Source organism: Rhizobium sp. NLR8a, assembly GCF_019685235.1.
GTDB lineage: Bacteria > Pseudomonadota > Alphaproteobacteria > Rhizobiales > Rhizobiaceae > Rhizobium.
The window spans coordinates 217,201-234,845 of the sequence record NZ_JABDWI010000003.1 but is presented as its reverse complement, the minus strand read 5'-3'; the positions used below and the strand labels follow the sequence as shown (position 1 = coordinate 234,845).

The 17,645-nt window shown below is 62.1% G+C and carries 16 protein-coding genes; 6 read left to right on the top strand and 10 right to left on the bottom strand.

Annotated features, from left to right (window positions below):
- Positions 1-173: 173 nt before the first annotated feature.
- Positions 174-1,463 (bottom strand): hypothetical protein, encoded by a 1,290-nt coding sequence (locus tag HJC04_RS06925; RefSeq protein WP_221145433.1) that lies wholly within the window; start codon positions 1,461-1,463, stop codon positions 174-176.
- Positions 1,464-1,654: 191 nt separating this feature from the next.
- Here HJC04_RS06925 and HJC04_RS06920 point away from each other — a divergent pair, with 191 nt between their 5' ends.
- A complete protein-coding gene (locus HJC04_RS06920; protein ID WP_221145432.1) occupies positions 1,655-2,230 on the top strand; it encodes a transglutaminase-like cysteine peptidase in 576 nt (191 codons plus the stop codon).
- A gap of 68 nt (positions 2,231-2,298) precedes the next feature.
- Positions 2,299-2,697 (top strand): ester cyclase, encoded by a 399-nt coding sequence (locus HJC04_RS06915; protein WP_221145431.1) that lies wholly within the window; start codon positions 2,299-2,301, stop codon positions 2,695-2,697.
- A gap of 20 nt (positions 2,698-2,717) precedes the next feature.
- Here HJC04_RS06915 and HJC04_RS06910 read toward each other — a convergent pair whose 3' ends face one another.
- Positions 2,718-3,089, bottom strand: coding sequence for a hypothetical protein (locus HJC04_RS06910; protein WP_210630816.1), 372 nt, complete (start codon positions 3,087-3,089; stop codon positions 2,718-2,720).
- Between the two features lie 311 nt (positions 3,090-3,400).
- On the opposite strand from HJC04_RS06910, the gene HJC04_RS06905 reads away from it, so the two are divergent.
- Together HJC04_RS06905 and HJC04_RS06900 are read left to right on the top strand one after the other, a co-directional pair.
- Complete coding sequence (locus HJC04_RS06905; protein ID WP_210630817.1) at positions 3,401-3,802, top strand: hypothetical protein; 402 nt, start codon at positions 3,401-3,403, stop codon at positions 3,800-3,802.
- Positions 3,803-4,016: 214 nt separating this feature from the next.
- Positions 4,017-4,724 carry an isoprenylcysteine carboxylmethyltransferase family protein gene (locus HJC04_RS06900; protein WP_221145430.1) on the top strand — a complete coding sequence of 236 codons (708 nt, stop codon included), beginning with the start codon at positions 4,017-4,019 and terminating at the stop codon, positions 4,722-4,724.
- A gap of 178 nt (positions 4,725-4,902) precedes the next feature.
- On the opposite strand, the gene HJC04_RS06895 is transcribed toward HJC04_RS06900, so the two are convergent.
- Together HJC04_RS06895 and HJC04_RS06890 are read right to left on the bottom strand one after the other, a co-directional pair.
- Positions 4,903-5,433: a gamma carbonic anhydrase family protein gene (locus tag HJC04_RS06895; RefSeq protein ID WP_221145429.1), complete on the bottom strand. Its 531-nt coding sequence runs from the start codon at positions 5,431-5,433 to the stop codon at positions 4,903-4,905.
- A gap of 10 nt (positions 5,434-5,443) precedes the next feature.
- Positions 5,444-6,139 (bottom strand): fumarylacetoacetate hydrolase family protein, encoded by a 696-nt coding sequence (locus tag HJC04_RS06890; protein ID WP_210630820.1) that lies wholly within the window; start codon positions 6,137-6,139, stop codon positions 5,444-5,446.
- Positions 6,140-6,411: 272 nt separating this feature from the next.
- Here HJC04_RS06890 and HJC04_RS06885 point away from each other — a divergent pair, with 272 nt between their 5' ends.
- Complete coding sequence (locus tag HJC04_RS06885; protein WP_221145428.1) at positions 6,412-7,164, top strand: nucleotidyltransferase domain-containing protein; 753 nt, start codon at positions 6,412-6,414, stop codon at positions 7,162-7,164.
- Between the two features lie 566 nt (positions 7,165-7,730).
- On the opposite strand, the gene HJC04_RS06880 is transcribed toward HJC04_RS06885, so the two are convergent.
- The 4 genes from HJC04_RS06880 to HJC04_RS06865 all read right to left on the bottom strand — a co-directional run bounded on the left by HJC04_RS06880 (position 7,731) and on the right by HJC04_RS06865 (position 15,677).
- Positions 7,731-8,711, bottom strand: coding sequence for an SDR family oxidoreductase (locus HJC04_RS06880; RefSeq protein ID WP_221145427.1), 981 nt, complete (start codon positions 8,709-8,711; stop codon positions 7,731-7,733).
- 171 nt (positions 8,712-8,882) lie between these two features.
- Entirely contained in the window at positions 8,883-9,440 is a 558-nt protein-coding gene (locus tag HJC04_RS06875; RefSeq protein ID WP_221145426.1) for a DUF308 domain-containing protein, read from the bottom strand.
- A gap of 553 nt (positions 9,441-9,993) precedes the next feature.
- A complete protein-coding gene (locus HJC04_RS06870; RefSeq protein WP_221145425.1) occupies positions 9,994-11,961 on the bottom strand; it encodes an adenylate/guanylate cyclase domain-containing protein in 1,968 nt (655 codons plus the stop codon).
- On the bottom strand, positions 11,961-15,677 hold the full coding sequence (locus tag HJC04_RS06865; protein ID WP_311044460.1) for a FecR domain-containing protein: 3,717 nt from the start codon (positions 15,675-15,677) through the stop codon (positions 11,961-11,963). The genes HJC04_RS06870 and HJC04_RS06865 overlap by 1 nt, the downstream gene beginning before the upstream one ends.
- Before the next feature lie 130 nt (positions 15,678-15,807).
- Here HJC04_RS06865 and HJC04_RS06860 point away from each other — a divergent pair, with 130 nt between their 5' ends.
- Positions 15,808-16,347: a Pycsar system effector family protein gene (locus tag HJC04_RS06860; protein ID WP_210631596.1), complete on the top strand. Its 540-nt coding sequence runs from the start codon at positions 15,808-15,810 to the stop codon at positions 16,345-16,347.
- Positions 16,348-16,401: 54 nt separating this feature from the next.
- Here the strand turns inward: HJC04_RS06860 and HJC04_RS06855 are convergent, their stop codons facing one another.
- Both HJC04_RS06855 and HJC04_RS06850 read right to left on the bottom strand, forming a co-directional pair.
- Positions 16,402-16,890, bottom strand: a complete 489-nt coding sequence (locus HJC04_RS06855) for a RidA family protein (RefSeq protein WP_221145424.1) — start codon at positions 16,888-16,890, stop codon at positions 16,402-16,404.
- Positions 16,884-17,609, bottom strand: a complete 726-nt coding sequence (locus HJC04_RS06850) for an SDR family NAD(P)-dependent oxidoreductase (RefSeq protein WP_221145423.1) — start codon at positions 17,607-17,609, stop codon at positions 16,884-16,886. Before HJC04_RS06850 ends, HJC04_RS06855 begins: the two co-directional genes overlap by 7 nt.
- Positions 17,610-17,645: the final 36 nt, after the last annotated feature.

The following is a 17,645-nucleotide window of genomic DNA, read 5'->3' as shown; positions in this document are numbered from 1 at the left end:
CTCCACGTGCTGACAACCTTTTTCCGTCCGAGTCAGCCTCGCGCTGGCTTCGAGGATCTGCTTGGTGCGACCGCAGGGAGATGCTCGCGACAAGCGCGAGCATCAGGAAAGAGGGGTTGGCCCGCTCTGCCGGCCAGCGGACTGGCGCGGGCAGACCGCCTCAATCGTTCCGATCAGTTTTTGCCGGAACCGCCCTTGCCGGCGCCGTCATTGCCGCTGCTGCCCGCGCCGTCGTTGCCGCCCTTGCCGGCACCGTCATTGCCGCTGCTGCCCGCGCCGTCGTTGCCGCCCTTGCCGGCGCCATCATTGCCGCTGCTGCCCGCGCCGTCGTTGCCGCCCTTGCCGGCACCGTCATTGCCGCTGCTGCCCGCGCCGTCGTTGCCGCCCTTGCCGGCACCATCATTGCCGCTGCTGCCCGTGCCGTCGTTGCCGCCCTTGCCGTGGCCGTGATCTTCCCCGTCCTTGCTGCCGCCGTGATGGTCTTTTCCACCCTTACCGGGTTCGTCCTTGGCGTGGTCGTGATCCTTCCCGCCTTTGCCGCGGCCGTGATCATCGTGGTCCTTGCCGCCCTTGTCGCCTTTGTCGCCCTTGTCGCCCTTGCCGCCCTTGTCGCCTTTGTCGCCTTTGTCGCCTTTGCCGCCCTTGTCGCCCTTGCCGCCCTTGCCGCCCTTGTCGCCCTTGCCGCCCTTGTCGCCCTTGCCGCCCTTGTCGCCCTTGTCGCCCTTGTCGCCCTTGTCGCCCTGGTCGCCGCTGCCGCCCTGGTCGCCGCTGCCGCCCTGGTCACCGCTGCCGCCCTGGTCACCGCCACCGCCCTGGTCACCGCTGCCGCCCTGGTCGCCGCTGCCGCCCTGGTCGCCACTGCCGCCCTGGTCGCCGCTGCCGCCCTGGTCACCGCTGCCGCCCTGGTCACCGCTGCCGCCCTGGTCGCCGCTGCCGCCCTGGTCGCCACTGCCGCCCTGGTCGCCGCTGCCGCCCTGGTCGCCGCTGCCGCCCTGGTCGCCGCTGCCGCCCTGGTCGCCGCTACCGCCCTGGTCGCCGCTACCGCCCTGGTCGCCGCTGCCGCCCTGGTCGCCGCTGCCGCCCTGGTCGCCGCTACCGCCCTGGTCGCCGCTACCGCCCTGGTCGCCGCTACCGCCCTGATCGCCACTGCCGCCCTGGTCGCCGCTGCCGCCATTCTGGCCGACGTCTTCGCTGTCCCCGCCATTGCCACCGTTGCCATTGCTGGCGTGCGAGCTGGTGCTGGAAGTCTTCTTGCCACCGGCGTCATGGCTGCTGCGATCCTTATCGTTCGGACCGAATTTGCTGTCGGTCTGTATTGCCCGCGTGGGCATGCACAGCCTGTATTCGAGGGTGCCGCGGACTGCGGCCTTGCAGTTAACGACTGTGGGGGCTGCCGTCGCCAAGCTGCTGCTTGCCAGAAGGGACGCCACAGCGAGGCTGAATTTTGCTGCTCTGCTGATCATTTCACTCGTCTCCCAAGGTTAATTAACCGTTAATGGGGAGAAGACTTATACTAACAAGGGATTAACATGAAGAATAAACAATGGTTAATCTGTTTCTATCGCCAAATAGAGTTAAATTCGCAAGTATAAAATTTTAATAAATTTTTATACTGGTCGTGATATTCTCCCGTTACGAACAGAAGGAATCGGCCATGAAGCATCTCCTTTCTCTTGCGATATTTTTGGTAATTGTTCCGCATTTTCCGGCAGTTGCGGGATCATCGCTGCCCGTGAAGCGAAGCATCGGCGCACCGGTGGGATTCGCTGCGGCCTGCGCCAAGTACAAGTGGCTGTGCGGCAGGACGGTGGCGCAACAGTTGGACGAGCAGGCGGGAATAGCGCTTCTTCAAAAGGTCAATCGTGCCGTAAACGGACGTATCGTTTCGGCGGAAGATCGCTCGTCATCCGGAAATGGGGATGTCTGGTCACTGCCAGCTGCCGGCCGTGGCGACTGCGAGGACTATGCGCTGCAGAAGATGAAGGACTTGATCGAGGCGGGTTTTCCATCGAACAGACTGGCGCTTTCCGTGGTGATCGGACCGCATGATCAGAACCACGTCGTTCTGATTGCCCGCACGGCCGGCGGCGATTATGTGCTCGACAATCTGACCAGCACCGTGAAGCCCTGGCGCACGACGGGTTACACGTTTTTGGCCACCCAGGATTTCCAGTCGCGCACAGGCTGGCGCGTGACGCTTGCCGGTCCCCGCGCCGGCGAGTTCTCCTGAGCTGAAAGCCGCGAGTCGGCGCGCTCGCCGCCGCTGCCGAATGCTTCAGCCGAGCAAGGAATTCGTTCGTGACCAAAGCCGAACTTGCCGATCTTTACCGAGGCTACATCGCCTGCCTGAACCGCCAGGACTGGCCCAATCTCGGCCAGTTCGTCGACGAGGATGCGGTCCATAATGGCCGGCGGCTTGGACTTGCGGGCTATGTCGCCATGCTGGTGCGGGATTTCGATCTGATTCCCGATCTTTCTTTCAATGTGCGAATGCTTCTTATCGATCCGCCTTACGTTGCCTGCCGTCTGGGCTTCGACTGTTCGCCGAAAGGAAAATTTCTCGGGCTGGATGTGAACGGCAGGCACCTTTCCTTTACCGAAAACGTGATCTACGAATTTCGCGGCAGAAAAATCATCGAGGTCTGGTCGGTCATCGACAAGGCGGCGATCGAGGCTCAGCTTGTGGACGGGCTGTGACACGGCGGAGCGGGACTTCGTCAGAGGATGGCGACGCGCTCGCCGAAAGGCGTATCGTCGTCGAAATTGCGGGTGCCGATCCGCTCGCTTTCACCAGACAGGAGCGGCTGTTCCGCGTCTTCGCCGGCCTCTTCCCCTTCGCCCGATCGCGCATGCCCATGCTGCTTTCGTGGATGCTCCTCGTGGTCGACAAGCAGATCCGCGTGCGGAACAAGAGTGCCCGCACCATTCGTCTCCGCGGCTCCCTTGGATGCGTGCTGATCGGCCGTGATCTGCGACTGGCGGGCGGCAACCCAGGCATTGTCGGGTTCCGAGCCGATCGAGGTGCTGATGCCGACCTTGGTGGGCTCGGACGCGGCCGTGGAGGAGATGCGGTTGACGGCTTCGACCATGGGGCACTCCTGCTGGTGTGAACCGGCGGACCAGTTGAGCCGTCATCCGACGGCTGATTGGCCGATCCAGGTTTCATATATTGGGCCTCAACGGGAAAACGCAAGGCGGCTTGGCTGCCCGCTGGAAAAGGCGGAATCGGGTGCAAAGGCAGGAAATTCGACGATGGATTGCATGGCCAGCAAGCTGCCTGGCGCGTGCAAGATGTAAGAATCAGAAACACTTTGTGACTAAGCTACTACAAAAGCTGCACTTTTCGACTTGCGAGGCAAGTAGAGATGACGGATATTGCTCTCATGTTGAGGACGCTCTCATGATCCGAATGATAGAAGACCCTGCCGAACTGGCTGGCGAAGACATCACTGGCAAATATATTCTCCGGAAGCTGAATTATCATTGGTTCGCCTACGGCAAGGCGGCCATCGTGACCGCCTGTAAAGGCACGATCCTCCATCTCGATCGGGAGGAAACGGTGTATTCCGAGCGCTGGGGCCGTCGTGCCTACACGGGGACCGGTAAGCGTTATCCCGGCGGCATCTGTCCAATTTCGGCGGTTGCCTGTGTTTGCGATACCCCTGATGACGTCAATGCCGTCATTCAGCTGGATGTGGAAGCACAGGACGAATTCTATCAGCTGATCGCCAAGACGGAAGCCAAGGTTCGGGCGCTTGCCGCTTCGTCGGGCGAGAACCAGTTCTTGGAAGCGGCCGAATAGGCGTTTTTCAGCAATATCCAATCCTGCCGCAACGGCAGTCTCCGGCCACGCAACTGCGGAAACAATGACGCCTGTTATCGGGGCGGTTTCATTTGCCGTCTCGCCACGGGTTGTTGCGCGCGTTTCACTTCCTAAATCAGGCGTAGGACAGTCAGACTTTTGCGGCCGCTGCCGACAGCAGAAGGCGCTTGCCCGGTGGAACGGAAAAACGGTCATGACGCAGGAACACAGCCGGCCGCGTCGCTCGTTTGCGGCGGCGCCGTCGCTCGGATCGCTCGCGATAACCGTTGCAGTGATGATTGTCGCACTGTTCTGGCCCGCCGGCACGTTCGCCTGGCCGCGCGGCTGGATCTTTCTCGGCCTCTTCGTGGCGCTGACAGCAATCGCGCTCGTCTGGATCTGGCGGACGAATCCGGAGTTGTTTGCGGCGCGTAGCCGATATCAGAAGGGAACCAAGCGCTGGGACGCCGTGGTCGCGACGCTGACGATCATTCTCTTTGCCGCCATTCTTCCGGTCGGCGCGTTCGATGACGGCCGTTTCCACTGGGCGCCGCAACCCTGGTGGGTCGTTGTCCTCGGCTATCTCGTGATGAGCGCGGGCTATCTCGGCCTCACCTGGGCACAATCGGTCAACCGGCATTTCGAGCCGACGGTGCGCATCCAGACCGACCGCGACCACAAGGTGATCGACAGCGGCCCCTACGCCGTCATCCGCCACCCCGGCTATGCAACCGCCATTTTGCTCGCCACCGGGACAGCGCTGTCACTCGCGTCGATCTATGCGTTGATCCCCGTGGGGCTGCTCGTCGTCGTGCTCTTTGGCCGGACGCTCGGAGAGGAGGCGGAGTTGCGCAAGGGGCTTGAAGGATATGCGGAGTATATGGAACGGGTGCGCTGGCGGTGGATTCCCGGTGTTTGGTGAGCGGTTTCAAGCGCCTGTGACCGGTCCTCGTCCTTCGAGGCTCCGGCCCTTTCGCCTGCGCATCCGAGGATGAGGGTTGATCAGTATGCCGTGTGGCCGGGCCTGCGCGAAGTCCGAGGTTGCCAGCCAGCCGCTAGGCTTGCTTTCCGATGAGGGCCGCGAGGGCTGCCACCGGCAATCACGCAATCAACCTGAGATCCCGCCCGAACCGCTGCCAATTCGCCACATAATTTTCCGCCGAGCGGCGAATACCCTCGACAGCCGCCTCGTCAAGCACCCGCACCACACGGGCGGGTGCGCCGACGATTAACGAGTTGTCAGGGAATTCCTTGCCCTCCGTCACCAGCGCATTGGCACCGACGAGGCAGTTGTTGCCGATCTTGGCGCCGTTGAGAATGGTCGCACCCATGCCGATCAGCACGTTGTCGCCGAGCGTGCAGCCGTGGAGGATGGCGTGGTGGCCGATGGTGCAGCCCTTGCCTGTCGTCAGCGGAAAGCCCATGTCGGTATGGGCCATCACCCCTTCCTGGATATTGGTGCCGGCGCCGATGGTGATTTTCTCATTATCGCCGCGCAGCACCGATCCGAACCAGATGCCGACATTCTCGCCGAGTTCGATATCGCCGATCACATGCGCATCCGGCGCGATCCAGTGGAGGCCGGCGGGCGGCAGTTTCGGCGTCAGGCCGCCGAGGGCGTAGACGGGCATGGGTCTCTCCTCAGACAATGTCGACGGAGAGCATCGCGACGCCCTCGATGCCGCAGGTGATGCGGTCGCCCCTGGCAACCGCGCCGACACCGGCCGGCGTGCCGGTCATGATCACGTCTCCGGGCGCCAGTACGAAGAGCTTCGACAGTTCGGCGATGATCTCCGGCACCTTCCAGATCATCTGGTTGAGGTCGCCGTCCTGGGCGCGCCTGCCGTTCTGCTCCAGCCAGATCCGGCCGTCGGCGGGATGGCCGAGGCGGCTCGCCGGCACGATCGCCGAGAGGGGGGCGGAATGTTCGAAGGCCTTGGCGAGTTCCCAGGGACGGCCGAGCTTCTTGGCCTCGCCCTGCAGGTCGCGGCGGGTGAAATCGATGCCGACGGCATAGCCGTAGATGCAGTCAAGTGCATTCGCGGCCTGGATGTTCGCACCGCCCGATTTCAGCGCCAGCACGCATTCCACCTCGTAATGCACGTCGTTCGACAGCGGCGGGTAGGGGAAGGCATTGCCAGGCGGCAGCAGATTATCGGCGTTCTTCTGGAAGAAGAAGGGCGGCTCGCGGCTCGGATCATGACCCATCTCGATCGCATGGTCGGCATAATTACGCCCGACGCAATAGACGCGGCGCACCGGAAAACGCTCGTCGCTGCCATCAACCGGCAGCAAAACCGGTGCGGGACGCGGAATGACGGTGGCGGGATGGGGCATGGCGGGGCTTCCTGTTCAACGAGTCTTAGGCTCATCTTAGACGGAAAACAGTGTCGCGGGGAAGCGTGCTTGGCGGATTGACGCTGTTGCCGGCGGGCGATAACTTACGTCCATGAGCAGGATTTTCGCAGTCTCCACGACGTCTACGACCACCGCTTGGCGGCGGGTGGCAGACGCGTGAACTGAATTCCGTTCATCGCAGAAGACACCAACCCGCCGGAAACGAGCGGGTTTTTTGTTGCCGCTCGTCTCCCGCATTCGAGGACGAGAACATGGACGATATCGGGAAACAAATTGTTGCCGAGCGGACGCTTGCCACCGCCTGCCGCTCTCTGGCCAGCCGTTATGCCGGGGCCGCCTTCGCCTATGTTTCCGGTTCCATCATGCGCGGTGAGGGGACCGAGTTTTCGGACATCGATCTCGTCGTTGTATTTCCGTCGCTCGAGCGGGCCTGGCGGGAATCCTTCACCGAAGACCGTTTTCCGGTCGAAGCCTTCGTCCATGATCCGCAGACGCTGGCGTTTTATCTCCATCAGGATGCGGAGGGCGGCTGTCCCATCATGGTCCATATGGTTGCGACGGGCAGCATCGTCGGGCCTGACATCGAGCGTGCGCGGTTCATCCAGGCGAAGGCGGCGAGCGTTCTTGCCGCAGGGCCGAAGCCTCTCGATGGCCCGAGCTACGATATGCTGCGCTATCAGGTCACCGATCTCGCCGATGACCTGCGCGGCCACCGCCCGCCTGAAGAGATTGCCGCCATCGCCGCGCTTCTCTATCAGAAGCTCGCCGATTTGATGCTGCGCGGGCGCGGCGCATGGGCTGGTCGCGGCAAGTGGGCGCCGCGGCTCCTGCGGGAGCTCGATGTGGAACTGGCAGCAGACTTCGATGCCGCGTTCAGACTGGCGGTGCAGGGTGACGGCGCCCGGTTCCTGGCTCTCGCCGATCGGGAAATTGCCCTGCATGGCGGGCGCTTTTTCGACTGCTTCAGGCAGGAGGCTCCTGTGGAGGCGCGGCGGCGAGAATAGGCGCGAGCGGTGCGCCGGTGTCGGATGTAGGCAAGAAGCAGGGTTGCGCCCTGTCTTCGGGCTCCGGCCTTTGGCCTGCGCGCCTTCAGGATGAGGGATGTTGGAGGATGCCGCGCCTGATAAAAAGCGCTGGAGAATGCCGCGCGTTAAAACAGACGTTGGGCTATCGCGTGACAGCCTTGGAAGCCGATGCCTTGAAAACAGGGATAGCTTTCTTGAGCGTATGTCCTGAATTAGCGCGGGGGCCTATCTGGTGGGAAGGAAGGTTGATTATTATATCAGACCCATCAAGGGCTTGGAGGATGATTTCTACCGTGACGAAAAAGAAGCAATGAGCTGTGGGCCGGTCGATGTCACTGGTGGCGATCGTGTGGAACATTTCGGTCACTGTTACAGCTACCGCAGCAGGTGCCTATTTCGGCTGGCAAAGTCACGGGCTTGTGGGAGCGTTGGCACTTGGTCTTGTAGGGGTCGTGGTGGGAGGCCTCCTCCGTTCGCCCTCGGCCCTTTTGGAGATGCTGACTTAAATTCTATCTGACCTTGAGCCTCAGCCCTAAAGAGCAGACCTAACCAAGAGCACTCTGCTCTGCGCAAATCCTATCAATCAACGCATCCAGCTCCCCCTTCGGCGGGCGGCTCTTCGCCAGGCGCTGCTTGAGGTGCATGATAGAGTCGGCCAGGATTTCGTCCAGGCTCTCGGCGCAGGTAAAGTCGCCAGCCACGCGCTTGACCTTCGAATTGTCGAAGATCCCAGTCCAAGCCTTGTCGCCGAGGAGGGGGCCGATCCAATCCGGATTGTACTTGATCAGCGTGTCCGTCGGCACGTGGACGATCTTGGCCTCCACGCCGAGCAATCTTGCGATGGTCTTCTGGATATCGTTCCAGATGTGGGCGCGGTCCGAGGTGATGTGGAAGATTTCACGGAGCGCCGCGCGATTGCCGAAAAGGCCGATGAAAGGCACCGCGAAATCGACTGAGCGGGTGAGTGTCCATGGAGTGTGGCCGTCGCCGGCCACGATGATGGGGTCGCCGTCCAGCATGCGCCTCGCCATGATGTCGCTGTCGCCCATCATGATCGGCAGGCCGGTGCGGACGGTGTGGCTGGGGCGGACGATCGTCCATGCAAGATCACCGGATTTCCTGAGCAGTTCCTCGCAGGCGATCTTGGCCTGGCTGTACGGCCAGTAAGGATTGATCGCCGGGGTCTTCTCGGTGATCACGTAATGACGCGGCGGTTTTTCGTAGACCGAGGCCGATGAGATGAAGATATATTGGCGGCAATTTCCGGCGAAGACCTCGATGTCACGTGCCACCTGATCTGGCGTGAAGGCGATGAACTGGCAGACGACATCATAGTTCGCTTTGGCGAGATTGGCATAGGCGCTCGATCCGAGTTCCCCGACGATCGGGGTTACCCCGTCAGGCAAGGCTGTGCTTCTCAGGCCGCGATTGAAGACGCTGACATGATGGCCCTCGGCAACGGCGCGTTCGACGCATGGATGGGAGATCTGGCCGGTGCCGCCAATGAAGAGGACTTTCAAAGCCATGGAGTGACCTCAGGGCCTGTGGGCGGGATATGCGGTCACTCTTAATAGCCGGAAAGAAGGGGGGCGTCTCCCCCAATCTCGTGTGCTGCCGAGAGCATGGGAGTGGCTGGTGCCCGACCCCCGCCGGTGGCGATGGATGCCCCGAGATTGCCGCCGTGTGGCCGGGGCCGTTTATGCACGTGCCTTGCGACGGACTGCGACGACGAGCCAGACCGAGGACAGCAGGAAGTAGAAGGCGCCGAACCCGGCATAGGGCACGATATCGAGGATATTCGGCGCGGCGGCGGCAAAGGACTGGCTGATCATGAAGCCGCCGGCAAGGGCCGATTGCGCGCCGCTCATGATCATGACCCATTGGGCGCCGTAGATGCGCCAGCGCCTGACGCCGGTATAGAGCTGCAACAGGCCGGAAAGGATCGCCCAGGCCCCGAACACGGTCAGGACCGCGTAGGTGCTGTGGCCGAGCGCGATGACGACGGCGAGGGCCGTGACGGTGCTGACGGCGACATTCAACGTCTGAGACGGGTTGGCCTGCAGGCCGCCATTGACCCTGGTGTCGACCAGATTGGCCAGCGCATCCCACAGGGGATAGATCACCAGCAGAAAGGCCACGGCGCTTGGCTGCCGGGCAAGGAGAATGGCGGCGGCAATCCAGATCATGGAGAAGGCGGCACGGATGAAATAATAGGATCTCAGCCAGTCGGACTGGGGGGAAGATTGAGTTTGCATCGGCAGATTCCTTTCTAATTGCCATCCTACTAGTAGGTAAATAAAAACGAGAGTCAACGTCTCGGCCGCACACCTTCTTGTGATGCCGCGATGCACCGAAAGACTTGACAATCTATCTACCAGAAGGGAGGCGTTATCTCCCCGACAAGGGTGGAGATTGGCAAGTGGCCTGACCGTCGCTCCTTCCCAGCCGGCAGCGACAATCATGGTGCTTTAGTTGTTTGGGGAAGCCGTTACGCCCAGCCGATCTCCCCTCCTTGTGGGGGAGATGTCCGGCAGGACAGAGGGGGTGCCACGCGGCACACCCATCCACTCCCACCTGAAATAGGCATCCCAGTCGCACAACGCCACTATACAGCAACGGCAACGTACAAGGATGAGGAGCGCGTTGGAGGATGCCGCGCCGAAGCTCAAGAGAGCCTCATCCTGAGGTCCCCGCAGGGGCCTCGAAGGGCGAGGCGGGTGCGCCAAGGCTGGATGGATGCAAAGGAACAGCGTTGGGGAAAACGAGCGGTTCCTGGAGGAGCATCTGTGCACAACTGTCGCTGCGCGATTACTCCCCGCCTTCCGTCAGCGCATCCCTGACGATCGCATAATAACCGGCAAGCTCGGGAATATCGGCAGACAGCTTGTCGAAGACCGGGTCCGACGGGGCGAGCGTGGCGGAATATTTGGCGTCGATGAAGGCCTGGTGGGCGGCCAGCGCTTTGGCGTCGGCTTTGTGAACGACGGTGAAGACGGGTGAGGGGGCGGTGCGGCCCTTGACGATGATGCGGTCGAGTTCGACGACGATATAGGTGTCAGCGACCAGCCTGGCGGTTTCTTCTCCGAGCAGCAGCGCCACGCCGTAATTCTTCGATGCGCCTTCAAGGCGGGAGGCGAGGTTGACGCTGTCGCCGAGGCAGGAATAGTCGAAGCGGCGGGTCGAGCCCATGTTGCCGACGATGCATTCGCCGGTGTTGATGCCGACGCCCATCTTCAAAACATGCGGCTTGCGGCCGAGTGCAGCCGCCTCCCGCTCCAGCTGCCCGTTCAGCCGGGAAATCGCCGACTGCATGGCGAGCGAGGCGCGCACGGCGTGAAGCGCATGGTCGGGGTCGTCGAGCGGCGCATTCCAGAAGGCCATGATGCAGTCGCCCATATATTTGTCGATCGTGCCGCCGTGATCCATCACCACGTCTGAAAGCGGCGTCAGCAGACGGTTGATCAGGCCGGTCAGCTGCTCCGGATCGTCCTTCAGCGTCTCGGCGATCGTGGTGAAGCCGCGTACGTCCGAGAACAGCACCGAAAGCGTGCGCCGCTCGCCGCCGAGCCTCAGCTGCGACGGGTCACTCGACAGGCGCTTGACAAGATCAGGCGAGATGTATTGGGCGAAGGCGCGGGTGATCTGACGCTTGTTGCGGCGCTCCTCGGCGAAATCGAAGGCGGCCTGGGCGAAGACGACGGAGATATAGGCGACCGTCGGGCCGAGCGGTGAAACGAAGACATGGGTAAGTCGGATGCCGGCGGCACTGACGGCCGCGAAGGCGAGGAGCGCCGCCGCACTGTTCACCACCGTCAGCCAGCCCGTTGAGCGCCAGACGGTGGCGGCGGCAAGCAGCACCGATACCAGGATGCAGGCGGCAACCGTCGGCAGCCGGCCCTCGGCGATCGATAGGCCGCCGCGGATATTGTCGTAGATCGTCGCCTGGATTTCGACGCCGGAGACCAGCTTGCCGGTGTGAACTGTATAGGGTGTGGCGAAGGCATCGACACCGCCCTTGTCGATGGCAGGTGCGTTCTGCAGGCTTAAGCCGACGAGCACGACGCGGTCCTTGAAGTAGCCCGGCGGCAACAGGTTCTTCGGGTCAAGCGCCTGGTAATAGGAGACTGTGGGATAGCTGCGGGCCGGGCCGAAGGATTGGATAAGCCGGCCAGCCGGCAGCGCTTCGGGCGCCACGCCCGAGACCTTTGCTAGCATCGCCGCGAAGCCATCCTCATAGCCCGGGATGCGCCGGAAGATGCCGTCGCCGCTCAGATCGATCGAGGCGATGCCGGTGACGGCGCCCGCTTCGATCATTTGCGGCAGGGGTGTCGCGCGGATCAGTTGCGAGGCCTGCGGCGTCTCGATCAGTGTCTCGTCGCCGGCCAGCACCACATCGGGGCCGACCGCCCTGGTGATCGCCGCGTCATTATCAGATGTAGAGGGTTCGGCCATGATGATATCGAGGCCGATCACGCGGGCGCCGGCGGCGCGCAGTTGGCTGATGAGCTCGGCATGCAGGCTGCGCGGCCAGGGCCACTGCGCATTGATATCGGCAAGCGAGGGTTCGTCGATCGCCACTATGACGGGTCCGCCGGGTGGCGGACGGGGGTCGTCGACGGTCGAGAGATAGTCGAAGCTTCTGAGCTCCAGCAGCGACCAGGCGGGCAGGCGCGACAGGAGCAAGATGGCGATCAGCGTGGTCAGCGATAGCACCAGCAGCCTGAGATGGCGGCTCCTGGTCTGCCTGGCCTGCAGGGGCTTGTCCCGCACCCGCATCAGAAGCGGACTTTGAGGGTGCCCTTGAAGGCGCGGCCCCAGCCGGGCACGCCGGGCGTGATCTCGAAGTCCTCGTCGAGCAGATTATAGGCGGCCGCTTCCAGCTCCATGCGCTTGTCGAAGGGCTCCCAGACCAAGTGGGCGTCGAGGCTCCAATAATCGTCGAGTTTGGTGCCGAACCGATCGCCGTCGCGCTCGCCGATATAGTTGGCGGCAACCGTCGCCTTGACCTTGGCTTCGTTGACCCAGGTCAGCGCAATCTGTCCTGAATTCTGCGGTATGAAGGGAAGGGGGCCGCCGTAGATCGGTTCGAGCGGATCCCTGTTTTCCGAATCCATGTAGGCGTAGGTGGCGGAAAGGCCGAAACCATGGCCGAGCACGACGTTGGCGGTGACGGCAGCGCGATCGATGCGGCCGCGCGAGATCGGCAGACTCGTATCCGAGGGCAGCGAGATGAGCGGAAAATCGATCGAGAAATCATGCAGTTCCTGATGCTGGTACTCCACTGACGTGAAGAAACGGTCGGTCCATTCGGCATCCCACTGGAGGGCGACCGTATCCGTATAGCCTTGCAGATTGTTCGAAAACTGGTTCGCCTGCAGCCCAAGTACGCCGATCGGGGAAAGAGTCGGCACGGTGGTATCAAAGCTCTGACGCATGAAGGCAGCACGCAGCCAATGGTTTTCAACCGGCGCCCAGGCAAGACCGAAGCGCGGCTCCAGCCGGCTGATATCAATGCCGTCCCCCTCCATGCGCGTGGCGAACAAGGCGTATTCGCCCTTGAGATCGGGCGTGATCTCATGCAGCACATCGACATAGGCGCGGCCGATATCGATGGTATTCTCGGTACGATCGGGAGGAGCTGTCAAGCCCAGGAGCGTCGTATCGACGCTGCTGCTGGCATCCATCCAGCCGCCTTCGATGCCGTAGCGAAATGTCAAAGGTCCGGCACCTATGGAATGGCTCAAAGCGCCGATATAGGTATGAGATTCGATCTCCTGAGTGACGTTGGTAAAGGGAATGACGAAGGGAACCCCTGCGCCGATAAACACCGGGTCCACGTCGACATCAAGCGCGCTGTTCGTGGTCGATTTGCTTCTTGAATAAAGCAACGCTCCATTCAACACGTTTTCATAGGCAAACGTATGGCTCCAGCCGATGCCGGCATATGTGGTTTCTCGTGCGGTCTGCTCTGTTGTGTAGAGAGGCAGCGCGATAGGGACACGGAACAGGAGTTCCATGAACCCGGTGTTTGAGGACAACGCATTCAGGGTTCCATCGTTCTTGCCATGGTTGACGAAGGCTACTACGCGATCGTCAGGCGTGACTGTTGCCGTCAGATAACCGTTGGCGCCCAGCAGCTTGTTATCCGTCTGGACACCGCCGAAATCCCGGTAGTCGCGGTCGAGCGCCAGTTCTTCCCAGGTCAGATTGCCGTAGAAGCTGATCGGGATCGTCGCGTTTGAATAGCCTTGGATATCGGCTTCGCCGATGCGCCTTGTATGGCCGTCGACACTGTTGATGCCGCCGCCGAGCGAGCCTTCGATGAAGGGCACGTCGAATAGGGTTGCCGAGCGCGAGCGGCCGGAGAGCATGTGCGGAGAGATCAGCAGGCCCTGGATGAAGGATGAGTAGCTCGACGCGTTGCCGCGGTTCTGGATGATATTGTCGTCGCTGAAGTTCGTCGCGTTGACGAAAGGAAAGATGCTGCCCTTGATCGACTGATCGATATAGCCGCTGCCTTGGAAGGGATCGAAAACCGCATCGCCGTAATAGCGGCCCCAGGCATCCAGCCCCTGGAGCCGGAAGGCGTCGTTCAGCGTCGAGCCGGCGCTCGCATTGGCGCCGAGGCCGCTGTAATCGCCGCCGCGGGCGCGCGAGCGGCGCAGGAACTCCTGCGCGTTGCGGACAGCGCCGTCGGCGTCGTAATCGTCGATATCGACGGCAGTGCGGAATGCCGAGATAGCCGGATCGTTCTTGTCGAGGCGGTCGGCATTGTCGAGTGCCTGCTGGGATGGAATGCGGTCGCCCTTTTCGTAATGGGCGGCAGCGAGCATCAACTGCGACTGCGAATGCGCCGGATTGGCCGTGCTGGCGGCAAGCAGATCTTGCAATGCTTTGTCGCGCTCGCCGGTCTGCAGGTAATAGCGGCCGCGGGCGAGCAGGACGAGATCGAAGGATGGATCGAGGGCGATTGCCGTATCGATCTCGCGCTTGGCCTCCTTCATCCGCCCCTGGTCGAGATAGAGGATTGCCAAGTTCGCGTGCAGCAGCGGGTCCTGCGGATCGAGCTCGATCGCCTTCTTGAAGGCCTTTTCCGCTTCGCCATTGGCGTCGCGCGAACTCTCCAGCAGGCCGAGCGAATTCAGCGTGCCTGATGCGCCGGGGGCAAGTGCTATGGCGCGGTTCAGATCGGCAAGCGCGCCGTTGATGTCGCTCTGATAAACCGCCTTGTAGCTCGCGCGAGCGGAGAGCGCCATCGGATGGTCGGGGTCGAGCGCCAGCGAGCGTTCGATCGCCTCCTTCATCTGTTCGCGGTCGTCGGTGAGCTGCGCCAGCTGGGCGCGGACCGCCGGCAGGGTCGGATCGTCGGGATAGCGCTGTTCGGCTTTCTTGATGATCTCGAGAGCTGCGCGCGGGTTTTGCAGGAAGCCGGCCGTATAGGCCTGCATGATGGCGCCGTAGGGGCCGGTGGTATTGGCCGGCGGCGGTTCGGCATGCTTCGGATCGGCAAGCGAGCGGGCGAAATAGGCGCCATATTGCGCCATGTTGCGGCGTGTCGGATCGAGATGCGGCAGGGCCTTCTGGAAGAGCTTGGCGGCATCGCCATAGCGCTTTTCAGAGCCGGCGATGGTGGCGTCGATCAGGTCGATGCGTGCCTGCTGGGCTGCCGTCAGCTTGCGGCCGCGGATATTCTCTAGTGTTGCGGCTGCGGCCTGGCGTCCGTCGAAGGCGCTCTGCACTTCGGCGAGTTCCAGCCAGTCTTCGGTGGTGCGGCGCTCCGGCGGCAGCGCCAGCAGGCGGCGGCGCTCCGTCGCCATGCGGTCGGCCCGCAATGGCGAGGTCGGCATCAGGTCGAAGCCGTCGCGCAGGTCCAGATAGAAGAGCATTTGCTCGCGGTCGTCGGGATTGACGCTGATGATCTTGTGCGGCGCCTGGCCGATGGTGGCGACTGCCCCTTCACCCTCGCTGACCTCGACGCTGCCCTGCGGGTTGGAGAGCGCCACGCGGCCTTCGAGCACGATCATCGAGGTCTTGGCGCCCTCGACAGTCATCGTCCAGTCGGTGCCGCGGATCGCGGCGGCGGCGGCCGGTGTTTCCACGGTCAGGCCCTGGCCGCCGCGCTCTGCGCGTGCCCAGATGGTGCCGGATTGGAGATTGAGCACCGTATCGCCGCTTGCGGCCATCTTCTTGACTTGCAGGGAGGAATTGCGGCCGAGTCGCACCTGCGTATGATCGGAAAAGACGATGGCGAGCTGGCCATTGGCATTGGTGCGCAGCACGTCGCCAGTCAACAGATCCTGGTTGATGTCAACGACGCGCCAGTCCGACACGTCGATGAATCGCACTTCCTCGCCGGTCTTTCGGGCGATCACCGAGCCGGCGACCGGCGTGGCGCGCGGCACGGGATCAGCCATCGCCGGCAGCCCGAAACCGGGCACGGCAAACGCAAGCGCCATCCCGATGCGACAGATGTTACTGGAATAACCCCGCATGTCCTCGACCCCATACCCCGCTTCCCCTTTGTCCGCGTAGAGTGGAAAAGTCAAGCATGTTGCACACGTGTTCTTGCTTTCGCCGAGGAGTGTAATATCAGGGAAACACTTTGGGGTATGGAGTATTCAGGTGAGCGAGTTTGAAAATGCCACTGAGGTAATGCTGAGCAATCCCTCAAGCGGGGACGTCAGCACCGAGTATTTCGATCATATCAAGAAAATCAACGACATATTTTATGATCAGATCAAGATATCCGATCAGAAGGCCGCCTATATCTTTACTTTCATGCTTGCCTTTCTGGTGAGTTCCAGCGAGGTGCGGGCCGTCTTCAGCCTGGGGCGCTACACAGGCGGCACGCCGGGCAGCATACTGTTTTCCGGCCTGCTTGCCGCAGCCTCGGTCTTCTCCATCCTGTCGGCGATTCTTGTCGTGCTGCCGCGGCGTCTCGGCGCCTCCACCTCGCTGTTCTGGGGCTCTTGGCCCAAGCATCGCGACATGTTCTTCGAGGCCGCTGTTCGCCGTGACGAGCGCTACCTCTTCGACCAGTATTTTGAAAACGCCAACATCCTCTCTGCCATCGCCTGCAACAAATATCGCTGCGTCACCTTCGCCTTTCGTGGCTTGATGGTGAGCGTGATCGCCTATGTCTTGCTTTTGATTGCCGGGTGAGGGTGAGGCGGCGATGCCAGGGATGCGGGGCGCGCCGAGGCGCGCCCTGATCATTCAATCTTCGACTTCGAGGACGAACTCGATCTCGATCGGCACACCTAAGGGCAGGCTGGCGACGCCGAGGACGACGCGGCCGGAGAGTCTTTCCTCGCCGAAGACCTGGAGCAGCATTTCGGATGCTCCATCAGCGACCTTCGGGTGGTCGCGGAAATCGCCTTCGGTGGCGATATAGACGCCGAGCTTGACGACCCTGACGACCCTGTCCAGCGAGCCGAGGTACTCTCTGGCGGCGGCGAGGGCGCTGAGCGTCGCCGTTTCGGCTGCCTTCCTGCCGTCTTCGGCCGTCAGCGTACCGCCGACGCGGCCGATATAGCGCGGTTTGCGGTCGATGACCGGCAGCATGCCGCTGAAGAAGACCAGCTTGCCTGTCCGGATCGCCTCGACATAGGCCCCGAAGGGCGTCGGCGGCGGGGGAAGCGTGATGCCGAGGTCCTGCAGCCGCCGTTCCGCGCTGGCTGCCTGCGCTTTTCGATGGTTTACCATTTGCCCAGATGTGCTCCGCCGTCGACGTGCAGCACCTCCCCGGTGATACGCGGGGCTTCCATCAGGAAGAGGACCGCTTCGACGATCTCATCGACATTTGAAATGCCAGCTATCGGCGACAGCGTGCTCAGGAAATCCTTCGGATTGTCCTTGTGCAGCGGCGTGTCCACGACACCGGGAGCCACGATATTGAAGCGAATTTTCTCGTTCGCATATTCCATCGCCAAGTTCTTGGAGATCGCGTTGATGCCGCCTTTCGTCATCATCGACACCGAAGCGGAGAAGCCGGCGATCGGATGATCGGTCAATGGCGTCGTGATGCTGACGACGCTGCCGCCTGACTTCTGTGCGCGCATCTGTCTGACGGCCAGTTGGGTCAGATGGATGAAACCTTCGAGATTGGTCGAAGACAACGTCCTGAAATCCGTCATCGTGAAATCGACAAACGGCTTGGCCAAGAAGATGCCGGCATTGTTGACGAGCGCGTCGATCGAGCCGAAACGGTCGATCGCGGTTTTGGCCACGTGGGCCGCAGTCTCGGGATCGCCGATGTCGCCGTCGACGAGGGCCAGCCTGTCGGAAGCCGTGAGAGCATCCGACGCGCTGACCTGGCGGGAGGTGGCGACGACGTTGTAGCCGCGTTCGACGAAGGCATTGACGAGGCCTGCTCCGATACCCTGGGAGGCCCCGGTAATGATGACTGTCTTTTGCTTGGTCATGTTGAACTCCATTAATCTGGTTCGGGCAACACGAGC

Excerpts from the sequence above, each read along its gene's own strand:
- HJC04_RS06925 (WP_221145433.1), bottom strand. The coding sequence starts at position 1,463 with ATGATCAGCAGAGCAGCAAAATTCAGCCTCGCTGTGGCGTCCCTTCTG.
- HJC04_RS06920 (WP_221145432.1), top strand. The coding sequence starts at position 1,655 with ATGAAGCATCTCCTTTCTCTTGCGATATTTTTGGTAATTGTTCCGCAT.
- HJC04_RS06910 (WP_210630816.1), bottom strand. The coding sequence starts at position 3,089 with ATGGTCGAAGCCGTCAACCGCATCTCCTCCACGGCCGCGTCCGAGCCC.
- HJC04_RS06905 (WP_210630817.1), top strand. The coding sequence starts at position 3,401 with ATGATCCGAATGATAGAAGACCCTGCCGAACTGGCTGGCGAAGACATC.
- HJC04_RS06900 (WP_221145430.1), top strand. The coding sequence starts at position 4,017 with ATGACGCAGGAACACAGCCGGCCGCGTCGCTCGTTTGCGGCGGCGCCG.
- HJC04_RS06895 (WP_221145429.1), bottom strand. The coding sequence starts at position 5,433 with ATGCCCGTCTACGCCCTCGGCGGCCTGACGCCGAAACTGCCGCCCGCC.
- HJC04_RS06890 (WP_210630820.1), bottom strand. The coding sequence starts at position 6,139 with ATGCCCCATCCCGCCACCGTCATTCCGCGTCCCGCACCGGTTTTGCTG.
- HJC04_RS06885 (WP_221145428.1), top strand. The coding sequence starts at position 6,412 with ATGGACGATATCGGGAAACAAATTGTTGCCGAGCGGACGCTTGCCACC.
- HJC04_RS06880 (WP_221145427.1), bottom strand. The coding sequence starts at position 8,711 with ATGGCTTTGAAAGTCCTCTTCATTGGCGGCACCGGCCAGATCTCCCAT.
- HJC04_RS06875 (WP_221145426.1), bottom strand. The coding sequence starts at position 9,440 with ATGCAAACTCAATCTTCCCCCCAGTCCGACTGGCTGAGATCCTATTAT.
- HJC04_RS06870 (WP_221145425.1), bottom strand. The coding sequence starts at position 11,961 with ATGCGGGTGCGGGACAAGCCCCTGCAGGCCAGGCAGACCAGGAGCCGC.
- HJC04_RS06865 (WP_311044460.1), bottom strand. The coding sequence starts at position 15,677 with ATGCGGGGTTATTCCAGTAACATCTGTCGCATCGGGATGGCGCTTGCG.
- HJC04_RS06855 (WP_221145424.1), bottom strand. The coding sequence starts at position 16,890 with ATGGTAAACCATCGAAAAGCGCAGGCAGCCAGCGCGGAACGGCGGCTG.
- HJC04_RS06850 (WP_221145423.1), bottom strand. The coding sequence starts at position 17,609 with ATGACCAAGCAAAAGACAGTCATCATTACCGGGGCCTCCCAGGGTATC.